At 63.0% G+C, this 18,093-nt stretch carries 16 protein-coding genes; 5 read left to right on the top strand and 11 right to left on the bottom strand.

The window, feature by feature from the left end; all coding sequences use genetic code 11:
- Positions 1-50 precede the first annotated feature (50 nt).
- Positions 51-527, top strand: coding sequence for a nuclear transport factor 2 family protein (locus FHW75_RS09045; protein WP_016713123.1), 477 nt, complete (start codon positions 51-53; stop codon positions 525-527).
- Positions 520-861 (top strand): GIY-YIG nuclease family protein, encoded by a 342-nt coding sequence (locus FHW75_RS09040; protein WP_080587368.1) that lies wholly within the window; start codon positions 520-522, stop codon positions 859-861. The genes FHW75_RS09045 and FHW75_RS09040 overlap by 8 nt, the downstream gene beginning before the upstream one ends.
- On the opposite strand, the gene yejK is transcribed toward FHW75_RS09040, so the two are convergent.
- Positions 809-1,816 carry a nucleoid-associated protein YejK gene (yejK, locus tag FHW75_RS09035; RefSeq protein WP_019098188.1) on the bottom strand — a complete coding sequence of 336 codons (1,008 nt, stop codon included), beginning with the start codon at positions 1,814-1,816 and terminating at the stop codon, positions 809-811. The genes FHW75_RS09040 and yejK overlap by 53 nt on opposite strands.
- Before the next feature lie 370 nt (positions 1,817-2,186).
- Here yejK and FHW75_RS09030 point away from each other — a divergent pair, with 370 nt between their 5' ends.
- Positions 2,187-2,468, top strand: coding sequence for an HU family DNA-binding protein (locus FHW75_RS09030; protein ID WP_003255106.1), 282 nt, complete (start codon positions 2,187-2,189; stop codon positions 2,466-2,468).
- A gap of 50 nt (positions 2,469-2,518) precedes the next feature.
- Here FHW75_RS09030 and rlmF read toward each other — a convergent pair whose 3' ends face one another.
- The 5 genes from rlmF to FHW75_RS09005 form a co-directional block, all read right to left on the bottom strand.
- Entirely contained in the window at positions 2,519-3,469 is a 951-nt protein-coding gene (gene rlmF, locus FHW75_RS09025) for a 23S rRNA (adenine(1618)-N(6))-methyltransferase RlmF (RefSeq protein WP_019098189.1), read from the bottom strand.
- 86 nt (positions 3,470-3,555) lie between these two features.
- Positions 3,556-6,402 carry a valine--tRNA ligase gene (locus FHW75_RS09020; RefSeq protein WP_183673523.1) on the bottom strand — a complete coding sequence of 949 codons (2,847 nt, stop codon included), beginning with the start codon at positions 6,400-6,402 and terminating at the stop codon, positions 3,556-3,558.
- 131 nt (positions 6,403-6,533) lie between these two features.
- On the bottom strand, positions 6,534-6,899 hold the full coding sequence (locus FHW75_RS09015; protein ID WP_016713119.1) for a hypothetical protein: 366 nt from the start codon (positions 6,897-6,899) through the stop codon (positions 6,534-6,536).
- A gap of 5 nt (positions 6,900-6,904) precedes the next feature.
- Positions 6,905-7,333 carry a DNA polymerase III subunit chi gene (locus FHW75_RS09010; RefSeq protein WP_019098191.1) on the bottom strand — a complete coding sequence of 143 codons (429 nt, stop codon included), beginning with the start codon at positions 7,331-7,333 and terminating at the stop codon, positions 6,905-6,907.
- Between the two features lie 50 nt (positions 7,334-7,383).
- Positions 7,384-8,877, bottom strand: coding sequence for a leucyl aminopeptidase (locus tag FHW75_RS09005; protein ID WP_159265906.1), 1,494 nt, complete (start codon positions 8,875-8,877; stop codon positions 7,384-7,386).
- A 301-nt stretch (positions 8,878-9,178) separates the two neighbouring features.
- On the opposite strand from FHW75_RS09005, the gene lptF reads away from it, so the two are divergent.
- A complete protein-coding gene (lptF, locus tag FHW75_RS09000; protein ID WP_016713115.1) occupies positions 9,179-10,294 on the top strand; it encodes an LPS export ABC transporter permease LptF in 1,116 nt (371 codons plus the stop codon).
- Positions 10,287-11,348: an LPS export ABC transporter permease LptG gene (gene lptG, locus FHW75_RS08995; protein WP_183673521.1), complete on the top strand. Its 1,062-nt coding sequence runs from the start codon at positions 10,287-10,289 to the stop codon at positions 11,346-11,348. Before lptF ends, lptG begins: the two co-directional genes overlap by 8 nt.
- Before the next feature lie 63 nt (positions 11,349-11,411).
- Here the strand turns inward: lptG and FHW75_RS08990 are convergent, their stop codons facing one another.
- The 5 genes from FHW75_RS08990 to gcvP all read right to left on the bottom strand — a co-directional run bounded on the left by FHW75_RS08990 (position 11,412) and on the right by gcvP (position 18,085).
- Complete coding sequence (locus FHW75_RS08990; protein WP_009687037.1) at positions 11,412-11,900, bottom strand: RDD family protein; 489 nt, start codon at positions 11,898-11,900, stop codon at positions 11,412-11,414.
- A 91-nt stretch (positions 11,901-11,991) separates the two neighbouring features.
- Positions 11,992-12,204: a cold-shock protein gene (locus FHW75_RS08985; protein WP_003257941.1), complete on the bottom strand. Its 213-nt coding sequence runs from the start codon at positions 12,202-12,204 to the stop codon at positions 11,992-11,994.
- A gap of 358 nt (positions 12,205-12,562) precedes the next feature.
- On the bottom strand, positions 12,563-13,684 hold the full coding sequence (gene gcvT, locus FHW75_RS08980) for a glycine cleavage system aminomethyltransferase GcvT (protein ID WP_183673519.1): 1,122 nt from the start codon (positions 13,682-13,684) through the stop codon (positions 12,563-12,565).
- A gap of 27 nt (positions 13,685-13,711) precedes the next feature.
- A complete protein-coding gene (locus FHW75_RS08975; RefSeq protein WP_019098193.1) occupies positions 13,712-15,088 on the bottom strand; it encodes an L-serine ammonia-lyase in 1,377 nt (458 codons plus the stop codon).
- 141 nt (positions 15,089-15,229) lie between these two features.
- Positions 15,230-18,085, bottom strand: a complete 2,856-nt coding sequence (gcvP, locus tag FHW75_RS08970; protein WP_183673517.1) for an aminomethyl-transferring glycine dehydrogenase — start codon at positions 18,083-18,085, stop codon at positions 15,230-15,232.
- Between the last annotated feature and the right edge of the window lie 8 nt (positions 18,086-18,093).

The raw sequence follows: 18,093 nt of genomic DNA, 5'->3' as shown, positions 1-18,093 counted from the left end.
ATCGGGGCAGATTATCGTGCTGCTTTGAACCCCAGGACGGACCTGCCCCCATGAGCGACGCCAACCGCGACCTGATCACCCGCTTCTACCAGGCCTTCCAGCGCCTGGACGCCGAGGCGATGGTGGCCTGCTACAGCGACGATATCGTTTTCAGCGACCCGGTTTTCGGCACCCTGCGCGGCAAGGATGCAGGTGATATGTGGCGTATGCTCACCCGCCGCGCCAAGAACTTTACCCTGACGTTCGACAGCGTCCGCGCCGATGAGCGCAGTGGCGGCGCGCACTGGGTGGCCACCTACCTGTTCACCCAGACCGACCGTGTTGTGGTCAACGACATCCAGGCGCGTTTTGTCATTCGTGATGGGCTGATCTGCCAGCATGACGACACCTTCGACCTGTGGCGTTGGTCGCGGCAGGCCTTGGGTATGCCTGGCGTATTGCTGGGCTGGTCGCCGCTGGTGCAGAACAAGGTTCGCCTGCAGGCATTCAAGGGATTGCGCGCATTCCAGCAGGCCCAAGGTGAGTGAAACCGTCGAATCCGTTGTTGGCAAACCCTGGTATGTCTACCTGGTAAGGACCGCCAACGGCTCGCTGTACTGCGGCATCAGCGATGACCCTCAGCGGCGTTTTGCGGCGCACCAGAAGGGGCAGGGCGCCCGCTACTTCAAGACCAGTCCAGCCCAGGCGCTGGTGTATGTGGAGCAATGGCCGGATAAAGGCGAGGCTTTGCGTCAGGAGCGGCTGGTAAAGCGGCTGCGCAAATCGGCAAAGGAGGCGCTGGTGGCCTCCTTTACCGGCTTTGAGGGGATTAGTCCTTGCGCCGCTTCAACTGATCCACCAGCGTTGTCGGCAGCCCCTTGATGATCAGGGTGCCTGCCGCCTCGTCATACTCCACTTTGTCGCCCAGCAAGTGTGCCTCGAAGCTGATCGACAGCCCCTCGGCACGCCCGGTGAAGCGGCGGAACTGGTTGAGGGTGCGCTTGTCCGCCGGGATTTCTGGCGACAGGCCATAGTCCTTGTTGCGGATGTGGTCGTAGAACGCTTTGGGCCGGTCTTCGTCGATCAGGCTGGACAGCTCTTCCAGCGTTACCGGCTCGCCCAGTTTGGTCTGGGTGGTGGCGTACTCGACCAGGGTCTGGGTCTTTTCGCGGGCGGACTCTTCCGGCAGGTCTTCGCTCTCGACGAAGTCACTGAAGGCTTTGAGCAGGGTACGGGTTTCGCCTGGGCCATCTACACCTTCCTGGCAGCCGATGAAGTCGCGGAAGTAATCCGACACTTTCTTGCCGTTCTTGCCCTTGATGAACGAGATGTACTGCTTGGAGTTCTGGTTGTTCTTCCACTCCGACAGGTTGATGCGTGCCGCCAGGTGCAACTGGCCAAGGTCAAGGTGGCGCGAGGGCATCACGTCGAGTTCGGCGTTCACCGCTACCCCTTCGCTGTGGTGCAGCAGCGCAATGGCCAGATATTCGGTCATGCCTTGCTGGTAATGGGCGAACAGGATATGGCCGCCAGTGGACAGGTTGGACTCTTCCATCAGCTTTTGCAGGTGTTCCACGGCAATGCGGCTGAAGGCGGTAAAGTCTTTTTCTTCGTCCAGGTACTGCTTCAGCCAGCCGCTCAACGGGTAGGCGCCCGACTCACCGTGGAAAAAGCCCCAGGCTTTGCCTTGCTTGGCGTTATAGCTGTCATTGAGGTCGGCCAGCAGGTTCTCGATGGCATCGGAGGCGGCCAGTTCGGAGTCGCGAGCATGCAGCACCGCGGGGCTGCCATCAGGCTTTTTGTCGATCAGGTGAACGATGCAATGACGGATTGGCATGGGATTCTCGGCGAGCTGCAAAAGTTGCCAAGTTTACCCTAGACACAAGGTGATGCAGTGGCCGTATGTTGGCAGATATGTCGGTTGTTCGTTTTTTGTTCAAATTTGTGCGTTTTAAGCTAAAACCCCCGAAAAACCTGCATTAAATCGAAGTGCGCAGCGGATATTTATCTGCTCCTGTGGTAGTTTTGCGCGGTCTTGTGCCCCTCGTGTGGCGCATTGCTGGCAGCGTGCTGTCGTCGTGTCGAACCAAACGCCGATTTACGTATCTACATACGCGATTGGCGCGGCCCTCCACTTTCAGGGGCTGGCCCGATAACGTCGTAGTTCGCTGCATAACCATCGAATTTGATAGGGAAGGAACACCACCATGGCATTGACCAAAGACCAACTGATTGCCGACATCGCCGAATCGATCGCCGCGCCAAAAGCCACCGCCAAGAACGCTCTGGAGCAACTGGGCCAGATCGTTGCCGACCAACTGGAAAACGGCGCTGAAATCACCCTGCCAGGCATCGGCAAGCTGAAAGTCTCCGAGCGTCCTGCCCGTACCGGCCGCAACCCTTCGACTGGCGCTGCCATCGAAATCGCTGCCAAGAAAGTCGTCAAGTTCGTTCCAGCCAAAGTGCTGACCGACGCCATCAACAAGTAATTGTTGACGTGTTGACGAAACCGCGCCCGGCTTGCCCGGGCGCGGTTTTTTCATGCCTGTGATTTACGCTGGGCGTGCCAGGCCTGGCGCGCGGCATCGTCAAGGAAGCTCCAGGCGACCATGCGGCTCTGTTTCTGCCCCTGGCCCATTTCGATGATGCGTACGGCCTTGGCGCCTGCCTTCTTCAGTGCGGTCTCGATGCCCGGCAAGTTACTGGCCTTGGACACCAGGCTGGTGAACCACAGCACCCGCTCGGCGTACTGCACGCTCTCGCCGACCAGTTGGGTGACAAAGCGGATTTCGCCGCCCTCGCACCACAGTTCATTGTTCTGGCCACCGAAGTTGAGCACAGGCAGCTTGCGCTTGGGGTCTTGCTTGCCCAGGTTCTTCCATTTGCGCTGGCTGCCACGGGTGGCTTCTTCGCGTGAGGCATGGAAGGGCGGGTTGCACAGGGTCAGGTCGAAGCGTTCGTCATCCTGCAGCAGGCCGCTGAGGATGTGCGTGCGATTGGTCTGTTGGCGCAGGGTGATGGCCTTGCCCAACCCATTGGCCTGCACGATGGCCTTGGCCGATGCCAGGGCCACGGGGTCGATGTCCGAGCCCAGGAAGCGCCAGCGGTAGTCGCTGTGCCCAAGCAGTGGGTAGATGCAGTTGGCACCCACACCGATATCCAGTGCATGCACCTTGGCACCCTTTGGCGCCTCGCCGGCGTTGTCTTCGGCCAGCAGATCGGCGGCCACGTGAATGTAGTCGGCGCGGCCGGGGATGGGCGGGCACAGGTAGTCGGCGGGGATATCCCAGTGCTGGATGCCGTACTGGGCCTTGAGCAGGGCACGGTTGAACACGCGCACGGCTTCAGGGTTGGCGAAGTCGATGCTCGGTTTGCCGTGGGGATTGGTGATGGTGAAGCGGGCAAGGTCCGGGTGGGCCTTGATCAGGCTAGGGAAGTCGTAGCGGCCCTGGTGGCGGTTGCGCGGGTGCAGGGTAGGTTTCTGGATCATGGTGGAGTCCTGAAAAGCATCGCGGGCAAGCCCGCTCCTACGTTGACCTGTAGGAGCGGGGTTGCCCGCGATGAATTTACCGAGGTTTACAGCGCAGCGATGCGCGCATGCTGCTCGGTGAAGTTGGCCAGGGCCTGTTCAGACTCGGCCAGCTTGGCACGTTCCTTCTCGATCACCGCAGGCGGAGCCTTGTCGACGAAGGCGGCGTTGGACAGCTTGCCACCCACGCGTGCCACTTCGCCTTGCAGGCGCTGGATTTCCTTGTTCAGGCGCGCCAGCTCGGCATCCTTGTCGATCAGGCCGGCCATTGGCACCAGCACTTGCAGGTCACCGACCAGGGCGGTGGCCGACAGCGGCGCTTCGTCGGCATCGCCCAGCACGGTGAACGACTCCACCTTGGCCAGCTTCTTCAGCAGCGCTTCGTTTTCCAGCAGGCGGCGTTGGTCGTCGGCGTTGGCGTTCTTCAGGAACAGCGGCAGCGGCTTGCCTGGGCCGATGTTCATTTCGGCGCGGATGTTGCGCAGGCCGACCATCAATTCCTTGAGCCACTCGATGTCACCTTCAGCGGCGGCGTCGATGCGTGCCTCATTGGCCACCGGCCACGGCTGCAGCATGATGGTCTTGCCTTCGATACCGGCCAGCGGCGCGATGCGCTGCCAGATTTCTTCGGTAATGAACGGCATGAACGGGTGCGCCAGGCGCAGCGCCACTTCCAGCACGCGCACCAGGGTGCGGCGGGTACCACGAGCGCGCTCGACCGGGGCGTTTTCATCCCACAGTACCGGCTTGGACAGCTCCAGGTACCAGTCGCAGTACTGGTTCCAGATGAACTCGTACAGCGCCTGGCTGGCCAGGTCGAAGCGGAACTGCTCCAGCTGGCGGGTCACTTCGGCTTCGGTGCGCTGCAGCTGCGAGATGATCCAGCGGTCAGCCAGCGACAATTCGTAAGCTTCGCCGTTCTGGCCACAGTCCTCGCCCTTGTCCAGCACGTAGCGGGCGGCGTTCCAGATCTTGTTGCAGAAGTTGCGGTAGCCTTCGACGCGGCCCATGTCGAACTTGATGTCGCGGCCTGTGGAGGCCAGCGAGCAGAAGGTGAAGCGCAGGGCGTCGGTGCCGTAGCTGGCGATACCCTCAGGGAACTCGGCCTTGGTCTGTTTGGCGATTTTCTCGGCCAGCTTGGGCTGCATCATGCCACTGGTGCGTTTTTCCAGCAGGGCGTCGAGGGTGATGCCGTCGACGATGTCCAGCGGGTCCAGCACGTTGCCCTTGGACTTGGACATCTTCTGGCCTTGGCCGTCACGGACCAGGCCGTGCACGTACACGGTCTTGAAAGGTACTTGCGGGGTGCCGTCCTCGTTCTTGATCAGGTGCATGGTCAGCATGATCATGCGCGCAACCCAGAAGAAGATGATGTCGAAGCCGGTTACCAGCACATCGGTGGAGTGGAACTTCTTGAGGAACTCGGTCTGCTCCGGCCAGCCCAGGGTGGAGAAGGTCCACAGGCCAGAACTGAACCAGGTGTCGAGCACGTCGTCGTCCTGGCGCAGGACCACGTCGGCGCCCAGGTTGTGCTTGGCGCGCACTTCTTCCTCGGTGCGGCCAACGTAGACCTGGCCGGCCTCGTCGTACCACGCCGGGATGCGGTGGCCCCACCACAGCTGGCGGCTGATGCACCAGTCCTGGATGTCACGCATCCAGGAGAAGTACATGTTCTCGTACTGCTTGGGCACGAACTGGATACGGCCATCTTCCACGGCGGCGATGGCAGGTTCCGCCAGCGGCTTGGTGGAGACGTACCACTGGTCGGTCAGCCACGGCTCGATCACGGTGCCCGAACGGTCGCCTTTCGGCACCTTCAGGGCGTGGTCGTCGATGCTCACCAGCAGGCCCTGGGCATCCAGGTCGGCAACGATCTGCTTGCGCGCGACGAAGCGGTCGAGGTTGGCGTATTGGGCAGGCAGTCGGGTATCAACCTGCTCGTTGACGCTGCCGTCGAGGTTGAAGGCCTGGGCGCTGGCAAGCACGAAGGCGTTCTTGTCGAAGATGTTCAGCAGCGGCAGGTTGTGGCGCTTGCCGACTTCGTAGTCGTTGAAGTCGTGAGCCGGGGTGATCTTCACGCAGCCGGTACCAAACGCTGGGTCGCAGTAGTCGTCGGCGATGATCGGGATGCGGCGACCAACCAGCGGCAGTTCGACGAACTTGCCGATCAGTGCCTGGTAGCGTTCGTCGTTCGGGTTGACCGCAACGGCCGCGTCACCCAGCAGGGTTTCCGGACGGGTGGTGGCAACCACCAGGTAGTCGTTGCCTTCGGCGGTCTTGGCGCCGTCGGCCAGCGGGTAGCGCAGGTTCCACAGGTGGCCTTTTTCGTCGTGGTTTTCCACTTCGAGGTCAGAGATGGCCGTGTGCAGCTTGGTATCCCAGTTGACCAGGCGCTTGCCACGGTAGATAAGGCCATCTTCATGCAGGCGCACGAACGCTTCTTTAACGGCTTCGGAGAGGCCGTCGTCCATGGTGAAGCGCTCGCGGCTCCAGTCTACCGAGGAGCCCAGGCGGCGGATCTGGCGGCTGATGTTGCCACCGGACTGGTCCTTCCATTCCCAGACCTTTTCCAGGAACTTCTCGCGGCCCAGGTCATGACGGTTCTGGCCTTTGGCTTCGAGCTGGCGCTCGACCAGCATCTGCGTGGCGATACCGGCGTGGTCGGTGCCTGGCTGCCACAGGGTGTCGCGGCCTTGCATGCGGCGGAAACGGATCAGGGCGTCCATGATCGCGTTGTTGAATCCATGGCCCATGTGCAGGCTGCCGGTCACGTTCGGCGGCGGGATCATGATGGTGTAGGACTCGCCTGCACCTTGTGGGGCGAAATAGTTCTCGGACTCCCAGGTGTTGTACCAGGAAGTTTCGATGGCGTGCGGCTGGTAGGTCTTATCCATGCGCGGCGGGACCCTGTGCATTTATTCGGGAAAGCCGGGAAGTATAACCAAGGTGGGGGCCGCAGGCGACAAGCTGCTGCTATCTGGCAGTGCGGCGGCGCCTGCTTCGCGGGCACCGCCGAAATTCAGGCTTACTCCGAACGCTTGATCAACCGCTCGATCCGCGCATCCAGCCGGCGCTTGATCTCGTTCTCGATGTGCGGGGTGAAGTCGTTGATCACGTCCTGCATGATCATCTGCGCCGCCGCACGCAGTTCGCTCTCCAGGTGCAGCAGGGTGTCCTGGCGGCGGGTTTGCGGGTCGTCCTCGGGTTCGGCAGCCACCGGTTCGGCAACCGGTGCAGGGTTGCCGGCAGGTTCGTCAAGCAGCAACGGAATCTGCTCCACCGTTTCGGTCAGCAGCGGCGGTTGCAGGTCGGCGTCGCCAAGCAGCTGGCGGATTGACTCGAGGTCATCGAGCAGATGGGCGGAGTCGGGCAAAGGGGAGGGCTTGTCCATCGTCGTCAAAGTCGCTGTAAGCGGTGGTCTTGCAGAGCATAGCCCTGTTCGCGGTAGAAACGGAATCGCTCTCGGGCCGATTGGCGGATGCCAGGCTCCTCGACCACGATTTCGGCCACCCGCTCGAACTGGCCGACAAAGCCCGGCACGCTGGCGCCCAGGTTGATCAGCAAGTCGCGGTGCTCGCCCGCGCTGTCTGCCAAGCCCAACGCCACGCCGGCATCGGCATGCACCTCGGCCAGGTCGTGGGGCACGAACGCCTCGCCCTTGAAGCGCCACAAGCGTTGGTCCAGCTCGCTGCGCTGTTCCGCGTCCTGGCAGTGCAGGTAGACCCGGTGGCCGAGGCGCCAGGCCTTTTCGCACAGCTTGCAGGCGAAATCCAGCCGCGCCGACAGCGAGTCGGTGGGCAAGATGTAGAAGTCGACTTTGCTCATGGTGAGAATCGCCGGCCAGTGGCGCACAAGGCGCCACCGGCCTCACGGCGTCACGCGCCAGCGCGGTCCAGCAGGTACTGGGTCAGCAGAGGCACTGGGCGGCCGGTGGCGCCTTTGTCCTTGCCGCCACTGACCCAGGCGGTACCGGCGATGTCCATGTGCGCCCAGTTGTAGGCCTTGGCGAAGCGCGACAGGAAGCAACCCGCGGTGATGGTGCCGGCCTTCGGCCCGCCGATGTTGCCCATGTCGGCGAACGGGCTGTCCAGCTGCTCCTGGTATTCGTCGAACAGCGGCAGCTGCCAGGCACGGTCGTCGGCGCGCTTGCCGGCGTCGAGCAACTGGTCCACCAGGTCGTCGTTGTTGCCCATCAGGCCGGAGGTGTGGCTGCCCAGGGCGACGATGCAGGCGCCGGTCAGGGTGGCGATGTCGATCACCGCCTGCGGCTTGAAGCGCTCGGCGTAGGTCAGGGTGTCGCACAGCACCAGGCGGCCTTCGGCGTCGGTGTTGAGAATTTCCACGGTCTGGCCGCTCATGGTGGTGACGATGTCACCTGGGCGGGTGGCACCGCCGCTCGGCATGTTTTCGGCGCAGGCCAGCAGGCACACGAGGTTGATTGGCAGCTGCAGTTCCAGCACGGCACGCAGGGTTCCGAACACACTGGCGGCGCCACACATGTCGTATTTCATTTCGTCCATGCCGGCGCCTGGCTTGAGGCTGATGCCGCCGGTGTCGAAGGTGATGCCTTTACCGACCAGCACGAATGGCTTGTCGGCCTTTTTGCCGCCCTGGTAATTCAGCACGATCAGGCGTGGAGGCTGGTCGCTGCCCTGGCCCACGGCATAGAACGCACCCATGCCCAGGTCCTTGATCTTCTTCTCGTCCAGCACCTCGACCTTCAGCGCCTTGTGCGCCTTGCCCAGGTCCTTGGCCTGCTCTGCCAGGAAGCTTGGGTGGCAGAGGTTAGGCGGCAGGTTGCCCAGGTCGCGGGTGAAAGCCATACCGGTGGCGATGGCGCTGGCGTGTTTGACCGCACGCTCGACTTCGGCCTGGCCGGCCTTGTCGGCCAACAGGGTGATCTTTTTCAGGGCGCGCGGCTCGGCCTTCTGGCTCTTGAAACGGTCGAAGACGTATTCGCCGTCGAGCAGGGTTTCGGCCAGCAGGCGGTATTTACCGTAATGGGCGTCGCGGTTGTTGACCGCCACATCGTCCAGGGCCAGCACTGCATCGGCACCGTTCAGGCCCTTGAGTACGCCGGCCACGCTGGCAACCAGCTTGCGCCAGGCGCGGTCGCCCAGGGCTTCATCCTTGCCACTGCCTACCAGCAGCACGCGCTCGGCCTTCAGGCCCGCAAGGTTCTGCAGCAGCAGGGTCTGGCCCGGCTTGCCGGCCAGGTCGCCGCGCTTGAGCACGGCGCTAATGGCACCCTCGCTGGCCAGGTCGACAGCCTTGGCCACAGCACCGAGCTTGCGGTTTTCACCTACCGGAATGACCAGTGTGGCGGTTTTTACGGATGCAGCAGCTACGCTTTTTACAACCAGTTCCATGTCAGGATCCCCGAATGATCGATACGAATGGCGCTGTGTGTGCCAGCGCTCTGGACGGGCCTGGCCGCTTAGTGGCGCGCCAGCGGAAAAGCTGCCAGTTTGAGCCTGCGGCAAGCGTGCTGACAACCCCGTTATGCGCGTTCATGCGCGGCCAAGTGACAGGGGCGGTCAATCACAGGATAATGCGCGCACTTTACATGGAGGTTCGCCATTGGCGAACCGGCATTGGTCTTGGATGTACTAAGTCATTGTTTGGCGCCATTGCATGGCAGTCCGCCCTGACAACCCAGGAGTGTCTGGTTTGATCGTCTTTCGTTATCTGTCCCGCGAGGTCCTGGTGACCTTGAGCGCCGTCAGCGCTGTGCTGCTGGTGATCATCATGAGCGGGCGCTTCATCAAGTACCTGGCCCAGGCTGCCCAGGGCGTGCTCGACCCGGGCGTGCTGTTCCTGATCATGGGCTTCCGGTTGCCGGGTTTCCTGCAATTGATCCTGCCGCTGGGGCTGTTCCTCGGTATTCTCCTGGCTTACGGGCGCCTGTACCTGGAGAGCGAGATGACCGTGTTGTCGGCCACCGGCATGAGCCAGCAGCGCCTGTTGGGCCTGACCATGGTGCCGGCCGCCCTGGTCGCCCTGCTGGTGGCCTGGCTGAGCCTGAGCCTTGCACCGCTGGGCGTGGCCCAGGTGCAGCAGATCATCGCCCAGCAAGACGCGCTGACCGAGTTCGACACCCTGGTGCCTGGCCGCTTCCAGACGTTGCGTGACGGCTCGCGGGTCACCTATACCGAGCAGCTGTCGGATGACCGCATCAACCTGGCCGGGGTGTTCATTTCCGAGAAGCGCTTCAACCAGGACAAAACCAAGGACCGCGCGCCGTCGGTGCTGGTCGCGGAAAAGGGTCACCAGGAAATCCAGGCCGACGGCAACCGCTATCTGGTGCTGGAAAACGGTTACCGCTACGACGGTAACCCGGGCCAGGCCGACTACCGCGCCATCAAGTACGACACCTATGGCGTGCTGCTGCCCAAGCCGGAAGTCAGCGAGGAAGTCACCGAACGTGAAGCCATCCCTACCTCCGAGTTGATCGGCAAGAAGGGCCTGCGTGAGCGTGCCGAGTTGCAATGGCGGTTGTCGCTGCCGATCCTGGTGTTCGTCGTCACCCTGCTGGCGGTGCCACTGTCCCGGGTCAACCCGCGTCAGGGCCGCTTCCTCAAGCTGCTGCCGGCAATTCTTCTGTACATGGCCTACCTGACAATGCTGATTTCCGTACGCGGTGCCCTCGAGAAGGGCAAACTTCCGATCGGCCTGGGCATGTGGTGGGTCCACGGTCTGTTCCTGCTGATCGGCCTGGGGCTGATGTACTGGGAGCCGCTGCGCCTCAAGCGCGCTGCCCGTCGTGCGGAGGTGGCCCATGGCTAAGCTCGACCGCTATATCGGCCAGAGCGTGCTGCTGGCCATCCTGGCTGTGCTGGGGATCATCCTCGGCCTGGCTTCGCTGTTCGCCTTCATCGATGAGATGAGCGACCTGAGTGATACCTATACGGTGATGGAGGCTGGCAACTTCGTCCTGCTCACCGCACCGCGGCGGCTGTACGAAATGCTGCCGATGGCGGCACTGATCGGCTGCCTGATCGGCCTGGGCAGCCTGGCCAGCAGCAGCGAGCTGACCATCATGCGTGCGGCCGGCGTTTCCATCGGCCGTATCGTCTGGGCGGTGATGAAGCCGATGCTGGTACTGATGCTGGTCGGCCTGCTGATCGGTGAATACGTGGCACCGGTGACCGAGAACAAGGCCCAGGCCGACCGCTCGCTGGCCCAGGGCGGGGGTGAGGCGCAAAGCTCCAAGCGCGGTATGTGGCACCGTCAGGGTGAAGAGTACGTGCACATCAACGCCGTGCAGCCTAACGGCCTCCTGCTGGGGGTGACCCGTTACCGCTTCGACAACGAGCGCAAGATCGTCACGTCGAGCTTCGCCCGCCGTGCCCAGTACCAGAACGACCACTGGCTGCTCGCCGACGTGCGCACCACCTATTTCCGTGGTGACCACACCGAAGTCGTCAGCACGCCGCAAGAGCGCTGGGACGTTTCGCTCACGCCAGAACTGCTCAATACCGTGATCCTGGCGCCGGAATCGCTGTCGATTACCGGGCTGTGGGACTACATCCACTACCTGTCTGACCAGGGTTTGAACAATGCCCGCTACTGGCTGGCGTTCTGGACCAAGGTACTGCAGCCGATGGTGACTGCGGCACTGGTGCTGATGGCAATTTCCTTCATCTTCGGCCCGCTGCGCTCGGTAACCCTCGGGCAGCGCGTGTTCACCGGTGTGCTGGTGGGCTTCGTGTTCCGCATCGGCCAGGACTTGCTGGGGCCATCTAGCCAGGTGTTTGGCTTCCCGCCGCTGCTGGCGGTGGTGATTCCGGCGGGCATTTGTGCCTTGGCCGGTGTGTGGTTGTTGCGCCGGGCGGGTTGATGGCCTGAGCTGCACAAGAAAGCCGACCTTAGGGTCGGCTTTTTCATGGGTGTTAACCTGTGCTCATTTCTTCTGCTTCGGCACCCGCACCAGCTGGCTCTCTGAATAGATGTCATGCCAGCCCCGCTTGCGCTTGTCGATCAACACCCAGAAGAAACCCAACCCCAGGCACAGCCACGAGGCTATCGAGACCACAAAGCGCAACAGCGCCTGCCACAGGCTGATGGCCGAACCATCGGCGTTCTGCACTCGCACGCCCCATACCTGCATGCCCAGGGTCTGCCCGCCATGGGTCCAGAACTTGGCAAAGAAGCCGAAGAGGGCGAACAGCAGCACCGTCGACAGCAGAGGGTCGCCATCCAGTGCCCCAGCCTCGGTCAGCTCGCGCATGCGTGCCTCGCCGATGATCGCCATCTGGATCATCTTGTAAGCGCCAGCGGTCACGATCAGCAGGGCCGTGCACAGTAAAAAGTCGTAGAACATCGCCGCCAGGCGCCGGCCCAGGCCGACCGGTGGAAAATCTCCCTGAGGGGTGAGCAGAGGCTTGGACATGCGGGACGGCTCCAGAAGACGAAGCCGCTATTCTACGGGCAAAAAAAAGCCCCTGCACTTGGCAGGGGCTTTTCTCGAAGTCGGGTTCGGCTTAACCGGCGACCTGAACTTTGTCAGCCTGCATGCCTTTCTGGCCCTGGACTGCTTCGAAGGTAACCTTCTGGCCTTCTTTCAGGCTCTTGAAGCCGTTGCCTTCGATAGCGCGGAAGTGCACGAACAGATCCGGACCGCTTTCGGGGGTGATGAAGCCGTAACCTTTTTCGTCATTGAACCACTTGACGGTACCGTTCTGACGCTCAGCCATTGTCTTATTTCCTATGAAGCTTGAATTTTGATGACAGTTTCTTTCGCACTTGTTTGTAAGCGAAAGAGTACTGGGCTGGGTTGCAGGAAAGTAAGAGACGTCGAACGGGTTGTAGCAAATCTCGGCTACTGGCCCAGGTCACGAACTGTTGCGACCCATGCAAACACAGTGCAGTGACTCTACGCCAACTCCCGAGCGAAAAACAAGCCCTTGGTCGTATGGAAAATCAGCCGTTTGCCGATAACCGACCGATTTGACGGAAACGGCATGGCGCCTGGCCTGGCGCCATGTTCAAAAGTTATTGGGCAGGTTCGAAAACGAATATGTGGAACCTGCCCGTAACCTTCACAAAGCTGTTTCAACCACGGTAGTAACGTTGTGCCACGAAAGGCATTTTGCTGACTTTCAAGGCAACCTTCTTGCCCCGCACCACGGCAAACAGCGGGGTGTCGACTGCAGCATGTTCACTATCGATATAACCCATTGCTACAGGTGCGCCGAGTGTCGGGCCAAAGCCGCCGCTGCAGACTTTGCCGACCGGTTTATCGTTTGCATCGACAATATCCGCGCCTTCACGAACGGGCGTACGTTCTTGCGGTAGCAGCCCGACGCGCTTGCGTGCCACGCCATCGCCCTGCTGGGCATAGATGGCCTCGGCACCCGGGAACCCGGCGGCACGTGCACCGTCGGCACGGCGCACCTTGGAAATCGCCCACAGCAGGCTGGCCTCGACCGGGGTGGTCTCGGCATTCATGTCGTGGCCATACAGGCACAGGCCGGCTTCCAGGCGAAGCGAGTCGCGAGCGCCCAGGCCAATCGGCTGTACCTCCGGCTCGGCCAGCAGACGACGGGCCAGGGCTTCGGCGGCTTGTGCCGGAACCGAGATTTCGTAGCCATCTTCGCCGGTGTAGCCCGAGCGGCTGACGAAGCAGTCTTCGCCCAGCAGCTTCACCGGGCGGAACTGCATGAAGGTCATGCCGGCCACTTCCGGGGCCAGGCGTTCCAGCACCTTGACCGCAGCTGGGCCTTGCAGGGCCAGCAGGGCACGTTGCTCGAACAGCGGCTGCACCTCGCAACGGTTGCCGATGTGTTTTCGCAGGTGGGCCAGGTCCTGGTCCTTGCAGGCGGCGTTGACCACCAGGAACAGCGTGTCGTCACCCAGGTTGGCCACCATCAGGTCGTCGAGGATGCCGCCCTGCTCGTTGGTGAACATGGCATAGCGCTGCATGCCTGTCGGGAGGTCGATGATGTCCACGGGTACCAGGCTTTCCAGGGCCTTGGCGGCATCAGCGCCGCGCAGGATGATCTGGCCCATGTGCGAAACGTCGAACAGGCCGGCCTGCTCGCGGGTGTGCAAGTGTTCCTTGAGCACGCCCAGCGGGTACTGCACCGGCATGTCGTAGCCGGCGAACGGCACCATGCGGGCACCCAGTTCCAGGTGCAGGGCGTGCAGTGGGGTCTTGAGCAGTGTTTCGGACATCGGTGACTCCTTGGTGTTGTTGTCGGGTCAACATTCGATGATGTTGACGGCCAGGCCGCCACGGGCGGTCTCTTTGTATTTGCTTTTCATGTCGGCGCCGGTCTGGCGCATGGTGCGGATGACCTTGTCGAGCGACACGTAATGTTGCCCGTCGCCGCGCAAGGCCATGCGCACCGCGTTGATTGCCTTCACCGAGCCCATGGCATTGCGCTCGATGCACGGCACCTGGACCAGCCCGCCGATCGGGTCGCAGGTCAGGCCCAGGTTATGTTCCATACCGATTTCTGCAGCGTTCTCCACCTGCTGCACGCTGCCACCCATCACCTCGCATAACGCGCCGGCAGCCATCGAGCAGGCCACGCCGACCTCGCCCTGACAGCCCACTTCCGCGCCAGAGATGGAGGCGTTTTCCTTGTACAGGATGCCGATGGCCGCAGCGGTGAGCAGAAAACGCACCACCCCGTCCTCGCTGGCGCCCGGCACGAAGCGCATGTAATAGTGCAATACTGCCGGGACGATACCTGCCGCCCCATTGGTGGGTGCGGTGACCACGCGCCCGCCGTAGGCGTTTTCTTCGTTCACGGCCAAGGCGTAGAGGTTGACCCAGTCGAGCACCGACAGGGCATCGCGCAGGCTGGCTTCCGGGTGGCGGCTCAGTTGGCGGTACAACGCGGGCGCCCGCCGCTTGACCTTGAGCCCGCCCGGCAATATGCCTTCATGCTGGCAGCCCGCTTCAACGCAATCCTGCATCACCTGCCAGATGCGCAGCAGCCCGGCGCGGGTTTCTGCCTCTGGGCGCCAGGCGGCCTCGTTGGCCAGCATCACTTGGCTTATCGACAGGTTTTGCGTGGTGCAATGGCCGAGCAGTTCCTTGGCGGTCTTGAACGGGTAGGGCAGCACGGTGCTGTCCTCGACGATGCGGTCGTGGCCGGCGGCGTCCTCGTCGACCACGAAACCGCCGCCCACCGAGTAATACTCGCGGCTGCGGATTTGCAGGCCGGCGTCGTCGAACGCGCGAAAGATCATGCCGTTGGGATGGTAGTCCAGCGGCTTGCGGATCATTGCCACATGCTGTTTTTCAATGAACGCAATGCTGTGCTCGCCCAGCAGGTTGATGTGGCCACTGTCGCGGATGGCCTGCAGGCGGGCGGGGATGCTTTCGGTGTCGATAATGTCCGGCTGTTCGCCTTCAAGGCCCAGCAGCACCGCCTTGTCACTGCCGTGGCCCTTGCCGGTGGCGCCCAGTGAGCCATACAACTCGGCTTTGACGCTGGCCGTGCGGGCGAGCAAGCCGTCACGGCGCAGCCCTTCAGCGAACCGCGCGGCGGCGCGCATCGGGCCGACCGTGTGCGAACTGGAGGGGCCGATGCCGATCTTGAACAGGTCGAAGACGCTCAGTGACATGGATGTTCCTCCTGCAAACCTTGGGGCCGCTTTGCGGCCCTTTCGCGGCACAAGGCCGCTCCTACAGGACAGCGCCGCCCGTATAGGAGCGGCCTTGTGCCGCGAAAGGGCTGCGCAGCAGCCCCATGGTTCCCGACTGCATCAGGCGTCCTGATAGCTCTCGGTCGACGGGCAGGCGCACACCAGGTTGCGGTCGCCGAACACGTTGTCGACCCGACCCACTGGCGGCCAGTACTTGGCTTCCACCAGGCTTGGCAGCGGGTAGACCGCCTGCTCGCGGCTGTAGCCGTGGGCCCATTCGCCAACCAGCTCGGCCGCGGTGTGCGGGGCGTTTTTCAGCGGGTTGTCGTCCTTGTCCAGGCTACCGTTTTCGACCGCACGGATTTCTTCGCGGATCTGGATCATCGCGTTGCAGAAGCGGTCCAGTTCTTCCTTGGACTCGCTTTCGGTCGGTTCGATCATCAGCGTGCCCGCCACCGGGAAGGACATGGTCGGGGCGTGGAAGCCAAAGTCGATCAGGCGCTTGGCCACGTCGTCGACGCTGATGCCGCTGGTGTCCTTCAGCGGGCGCAGGTCGAGGATGCACTCGTGGGCCACCAGGCCATTGCCGCCGGTATACAGAACAGGATAGTGCTCTTCCAGGCGGCGGGCGATGTAGTTGGCGTTGAGGATTGCCATCTGCGAGGCACGCTTGAGGCCGGCACCGCCCATCATGCGGATGTACATCCAGGTGATCGGCAGGATGCTGGCGCTGCCGAACGGCGCGGCGCATACGGCCCCTTCGGTGTTTTCAAGCTGCGCGTGGCCTGGCAGGAACGGCGCCAGGTGCGACTTGACGCCAATCGGGCCAACGCCCGGGCCGCCACCGCCGTGCGGGATGCAGAAGGTCTTGTGCAGGTTCAGGTGGGACACGTCGCCGCCGAACTTGCCCGGGGCGCACAGGCCGACCATGGCGTTCATGTTGGCGCCGTCGATGTAAACCTGGCCACCGTTGTCGTGGATGATCGCGCAGATTTCGCCGATCGCTTCCTCGAACACGCCGTGGGTCGACGGGTAGGTGATCATGATCGCGGCCAGGCGCTCGCGGTGCTCGATGGCCTTGGCGCGCAGGTCTTCTACGTCGACGTTGCCGCGTGCGTCACAAGCGGTAACCACCACGCGCATGCCGGCCATGTGGGCGGTGGCAGGGTTGGTGCCGTGGGCCGACGACGGGATCAGGCAGATGTCGCGGTGGCTTTCGCCACGGCTGCGGTGGTAGGCACGGATGGCCAGCAGGCCTGCGTACTCGCCCTGGGAGCCGGCGTTGGGCTGCAGCGATACGGCGTCATAGCCAGTAGCGGCGCACAGCATGGCTTCCAGCTCGGTGGTCATCTGCAGGTAGCCCTGGCTCTGCTCGGCCGGGGCGAACGGGTGCAGGTTGCCGAACTCGGCCCAGGTGACCGGGATCATCTCGCTGGCGGCGTTCAGTTTCATGGTGCACGAGCCCAGCGGTATCATGCTGCGGTCCAGCGCCAGGTCCTTGTCGGCCAGGCGGCGCAGGTAGCGCATCAGCTCGGTTTCGCTGTGGTAGCGGTTGAACACCGGGTGTTCGAGGATCGCCGACTGGCGCAGCAGGGCGGTAGGCAACAGCGAACCGGTGCTGGCGGCTAGCGCGGCGAAGTCTGGTTGAGCCTGGTCGCCAGCGAACAGTTGCCACAGCGACTCGACGTCAGCCTGGCTGCTGGTTTCGTCCAGCGACAGGCCCAGGTGGGTGGCGTCGACCTGGCGCAGGTTGATGCCTTGGGCGCGGGCCTTGTCATGCAGGCTGGCGGTTGCAGCGCCGGTGGCCAGGGTCAGGGTGTCGAAGGCGCTGGCGCCCACTACCTGCACGCCCAACGTTTTCAGGCCGGCGGCCAGGATCGCGGTCAGGGCGTGGGTGCGCTCGGCAATGCGCTTGAGGCCGGCCGGGCCGTGGTACACGGCGAACATGCTGGCAATGTTGGCCAGCAGCACCTGGGCGGTGCAGATGTTGCTGGTGGCCTTTTCGCGGCGGATATGCTGCTCGCGGGTTTGCATGGCCAGGCGCAGGGCGGTCTTGCCGAAGCGGTCGATCGATACGCCGACCAGGCGGCCCGGCATGTCGCGCTTGAAGGCGTCACGGGTGGCGAAGTAAGCCGCGTGCGGGCCACCAAAGCCCAGTGGCACGCCGAAGCGCTGAGCGCTGCCGATGGCCACGTCGGCATCGAACTCGCCCGGCGGGGTCAGCAGGGTCAGGGCCAGCAGGTCAGCGGCCACGGCAACCAAGGCGTTGGCTGCGTGGAAGCGCTGTACCACGTCACGGTAGTCGAACACGTCACCGTTGCTGGCCGGGTATTGCAGCAGGGCGCCGAAGAAGGCGCTGACATCGCCCAGTTCGCGCTCATCGCCGATCACGACTTCGATACCCAGCGGCTCGGCACGGGTGCGCAGCACGTCGAGGGTTTGCGGGTGGCAGTGTACGGAGGCGAAGAAGGCGTGGCTGGCCTTGTTCTTCGACAGGCGTTTGCAGAAGGTCATGGCCTCGGCCGCTGCAGTGGCTTCGTCGAGCAGGGAGGCGTTGGCGATCGGCAGGCCGGTGAGGTCGCTGATCAGGGTCTGGAAGTTCAGCAGCGCTTCCAGGCGGCCTTGGGAAATTTCTGGCTGGTATGGGGTGTAAGCGGTGTACCAGGCCGGGTTTTCCAGCAGGTTGCGCAGGATCGGTGCCGGGGTGTGGGTGTTGTAGTAGCCCTGGCCAATGTAGCTCTTGAACAGTTGGTTCTTGCCGGCGATGGCCTTGAGCGCGGCGAGCGCGTCGGCTTCGCTCTGGCCGTCGTGCGAACCGAGCACGCTGGTGCCCTTGATGCTGTCAGGGATGACCGCAGCGGTCATGGCTTCCAGCGAGTCGAAGCCCAGGGCGGCGAGCATGGCCTGCTCGTCAGCGGCGCGCGGGCCGATGTGGCGGGCGATGAATTCGTTGGCGGTGCCGAGATGGATGGTCATGGCGGGGT

The sequence above is a fragment of the Pseudomonas sp. OG7 genome (assembly GCF_014192825.1).
Taxonomy (GTDB): Bacteria; Pseudomonadota; Gammaproteobacteria; order Pseudomonadales; family Pseudomonadaceae; genus Aquipseudomonas; species Aquipseudomonas monteilii.
The sequence above is the reverse complement of the archived record's forward strand: the minus strand, read 5'-3'. Positions and strand labels throughout refer to the sequence as shown.

Bases quoted from the DNA above. Each gene is read 5' to 3' on its own strand.
- FHW75_RS08990 (WP_009687037.1), bottom strand. From the start codon at position 11,900: ATGTCCAAGCCTCTGCTCACCCCTCAGGGAGATTTTCCACCGGTCGGC.
- yejK (WP_019098188.1), bottom strand. From the start codon at position 1,816: ATGCCAATCCGTCATTGCATCGTTCACCTGATCGACAAAAAGCCTGAT.
- FHW75_RS09010 (WP_019098191.1), bottom strand. From the start codon at position 7,333: ATGAGCAAAGTCGACTTCTACATCTTGCCCACCGACTCGCTGTCGGCG.
- FHW75_RS08975 (WP_019098193.1), bottom strand. From the start codon at position 15,088: ATGTCACTGAGCGTCTTCGACCTGTTCAAGATCGGCATCGGCCCCTCC.
- FHW75_RS09015 (WP_016713119.1), bottom strand. From the start codon at position 6,899: ATGGACAAGCCCTCCCCTTTGCCCGACTCCGCCCATCTGCTCGATGAC.
- FHW75_RS08985 (WP_003257941.1), bottom strand. From the start codon at position 12,204: ATGGCTGAGCGTCAGAACGGTACCGTCAAGTGGTTCAATGACGAAAAA.
- gcvT (WP_183673519.1), bottom strand. From the start codon at position 13,684: ATGTCCGAAACACTGCTCAAGACCCCACTGCACGCCCTGCACCTGGAA.
- FHW75_RS09005 (WP_159265906.1), bottom strand. From the start codon at position 8,877: ATGGAACTGGTTGTAAAAAGCGTAGCTGCTGCATCCGTAAAAACCGCC.
- rlmF (WP_019098189.1), bottom strand. From the start codon at position 3,469: ATGATCCAGAAACCTACCCTGCACCCGCGCAACCGCCACCAGGGCCGC.
- lptG (WP_183673521.1), top strand. From the start codon at position 10,287: ATGGCTAAGCTCGACCGCTATATCGGCCAGAGCGTGCTGCTGGCCATC.
- FHW75_RS09030 (WP_003255106.1), top strand. From the start codon at position 2,187: ATGGCATTGACCAAAGACCAACTGATTGCCGACATCGCCGAATCGATC.
- FHW75_RS09020 (WP_183673523.1), bottom strand. From the start codon at position 6,402: ATGGATAAGACCTACCAGCCGCACGCCATCGAAACTTCCTGGTACAAC.
- gcvP (WP_183673517.1), bottom strand. From the start codon at position 18,085: ATGACCATCCATCTCGGCACCGCCAACGAATTCATCGCCCGCCACATC.
- FHW75_RS09045 (WP_016713123.1), top strand. From the start codon at position 51: ATGAGCGACGCCAACCGCGACCTGATCACCCGCTTCTACCAGGCCTTC.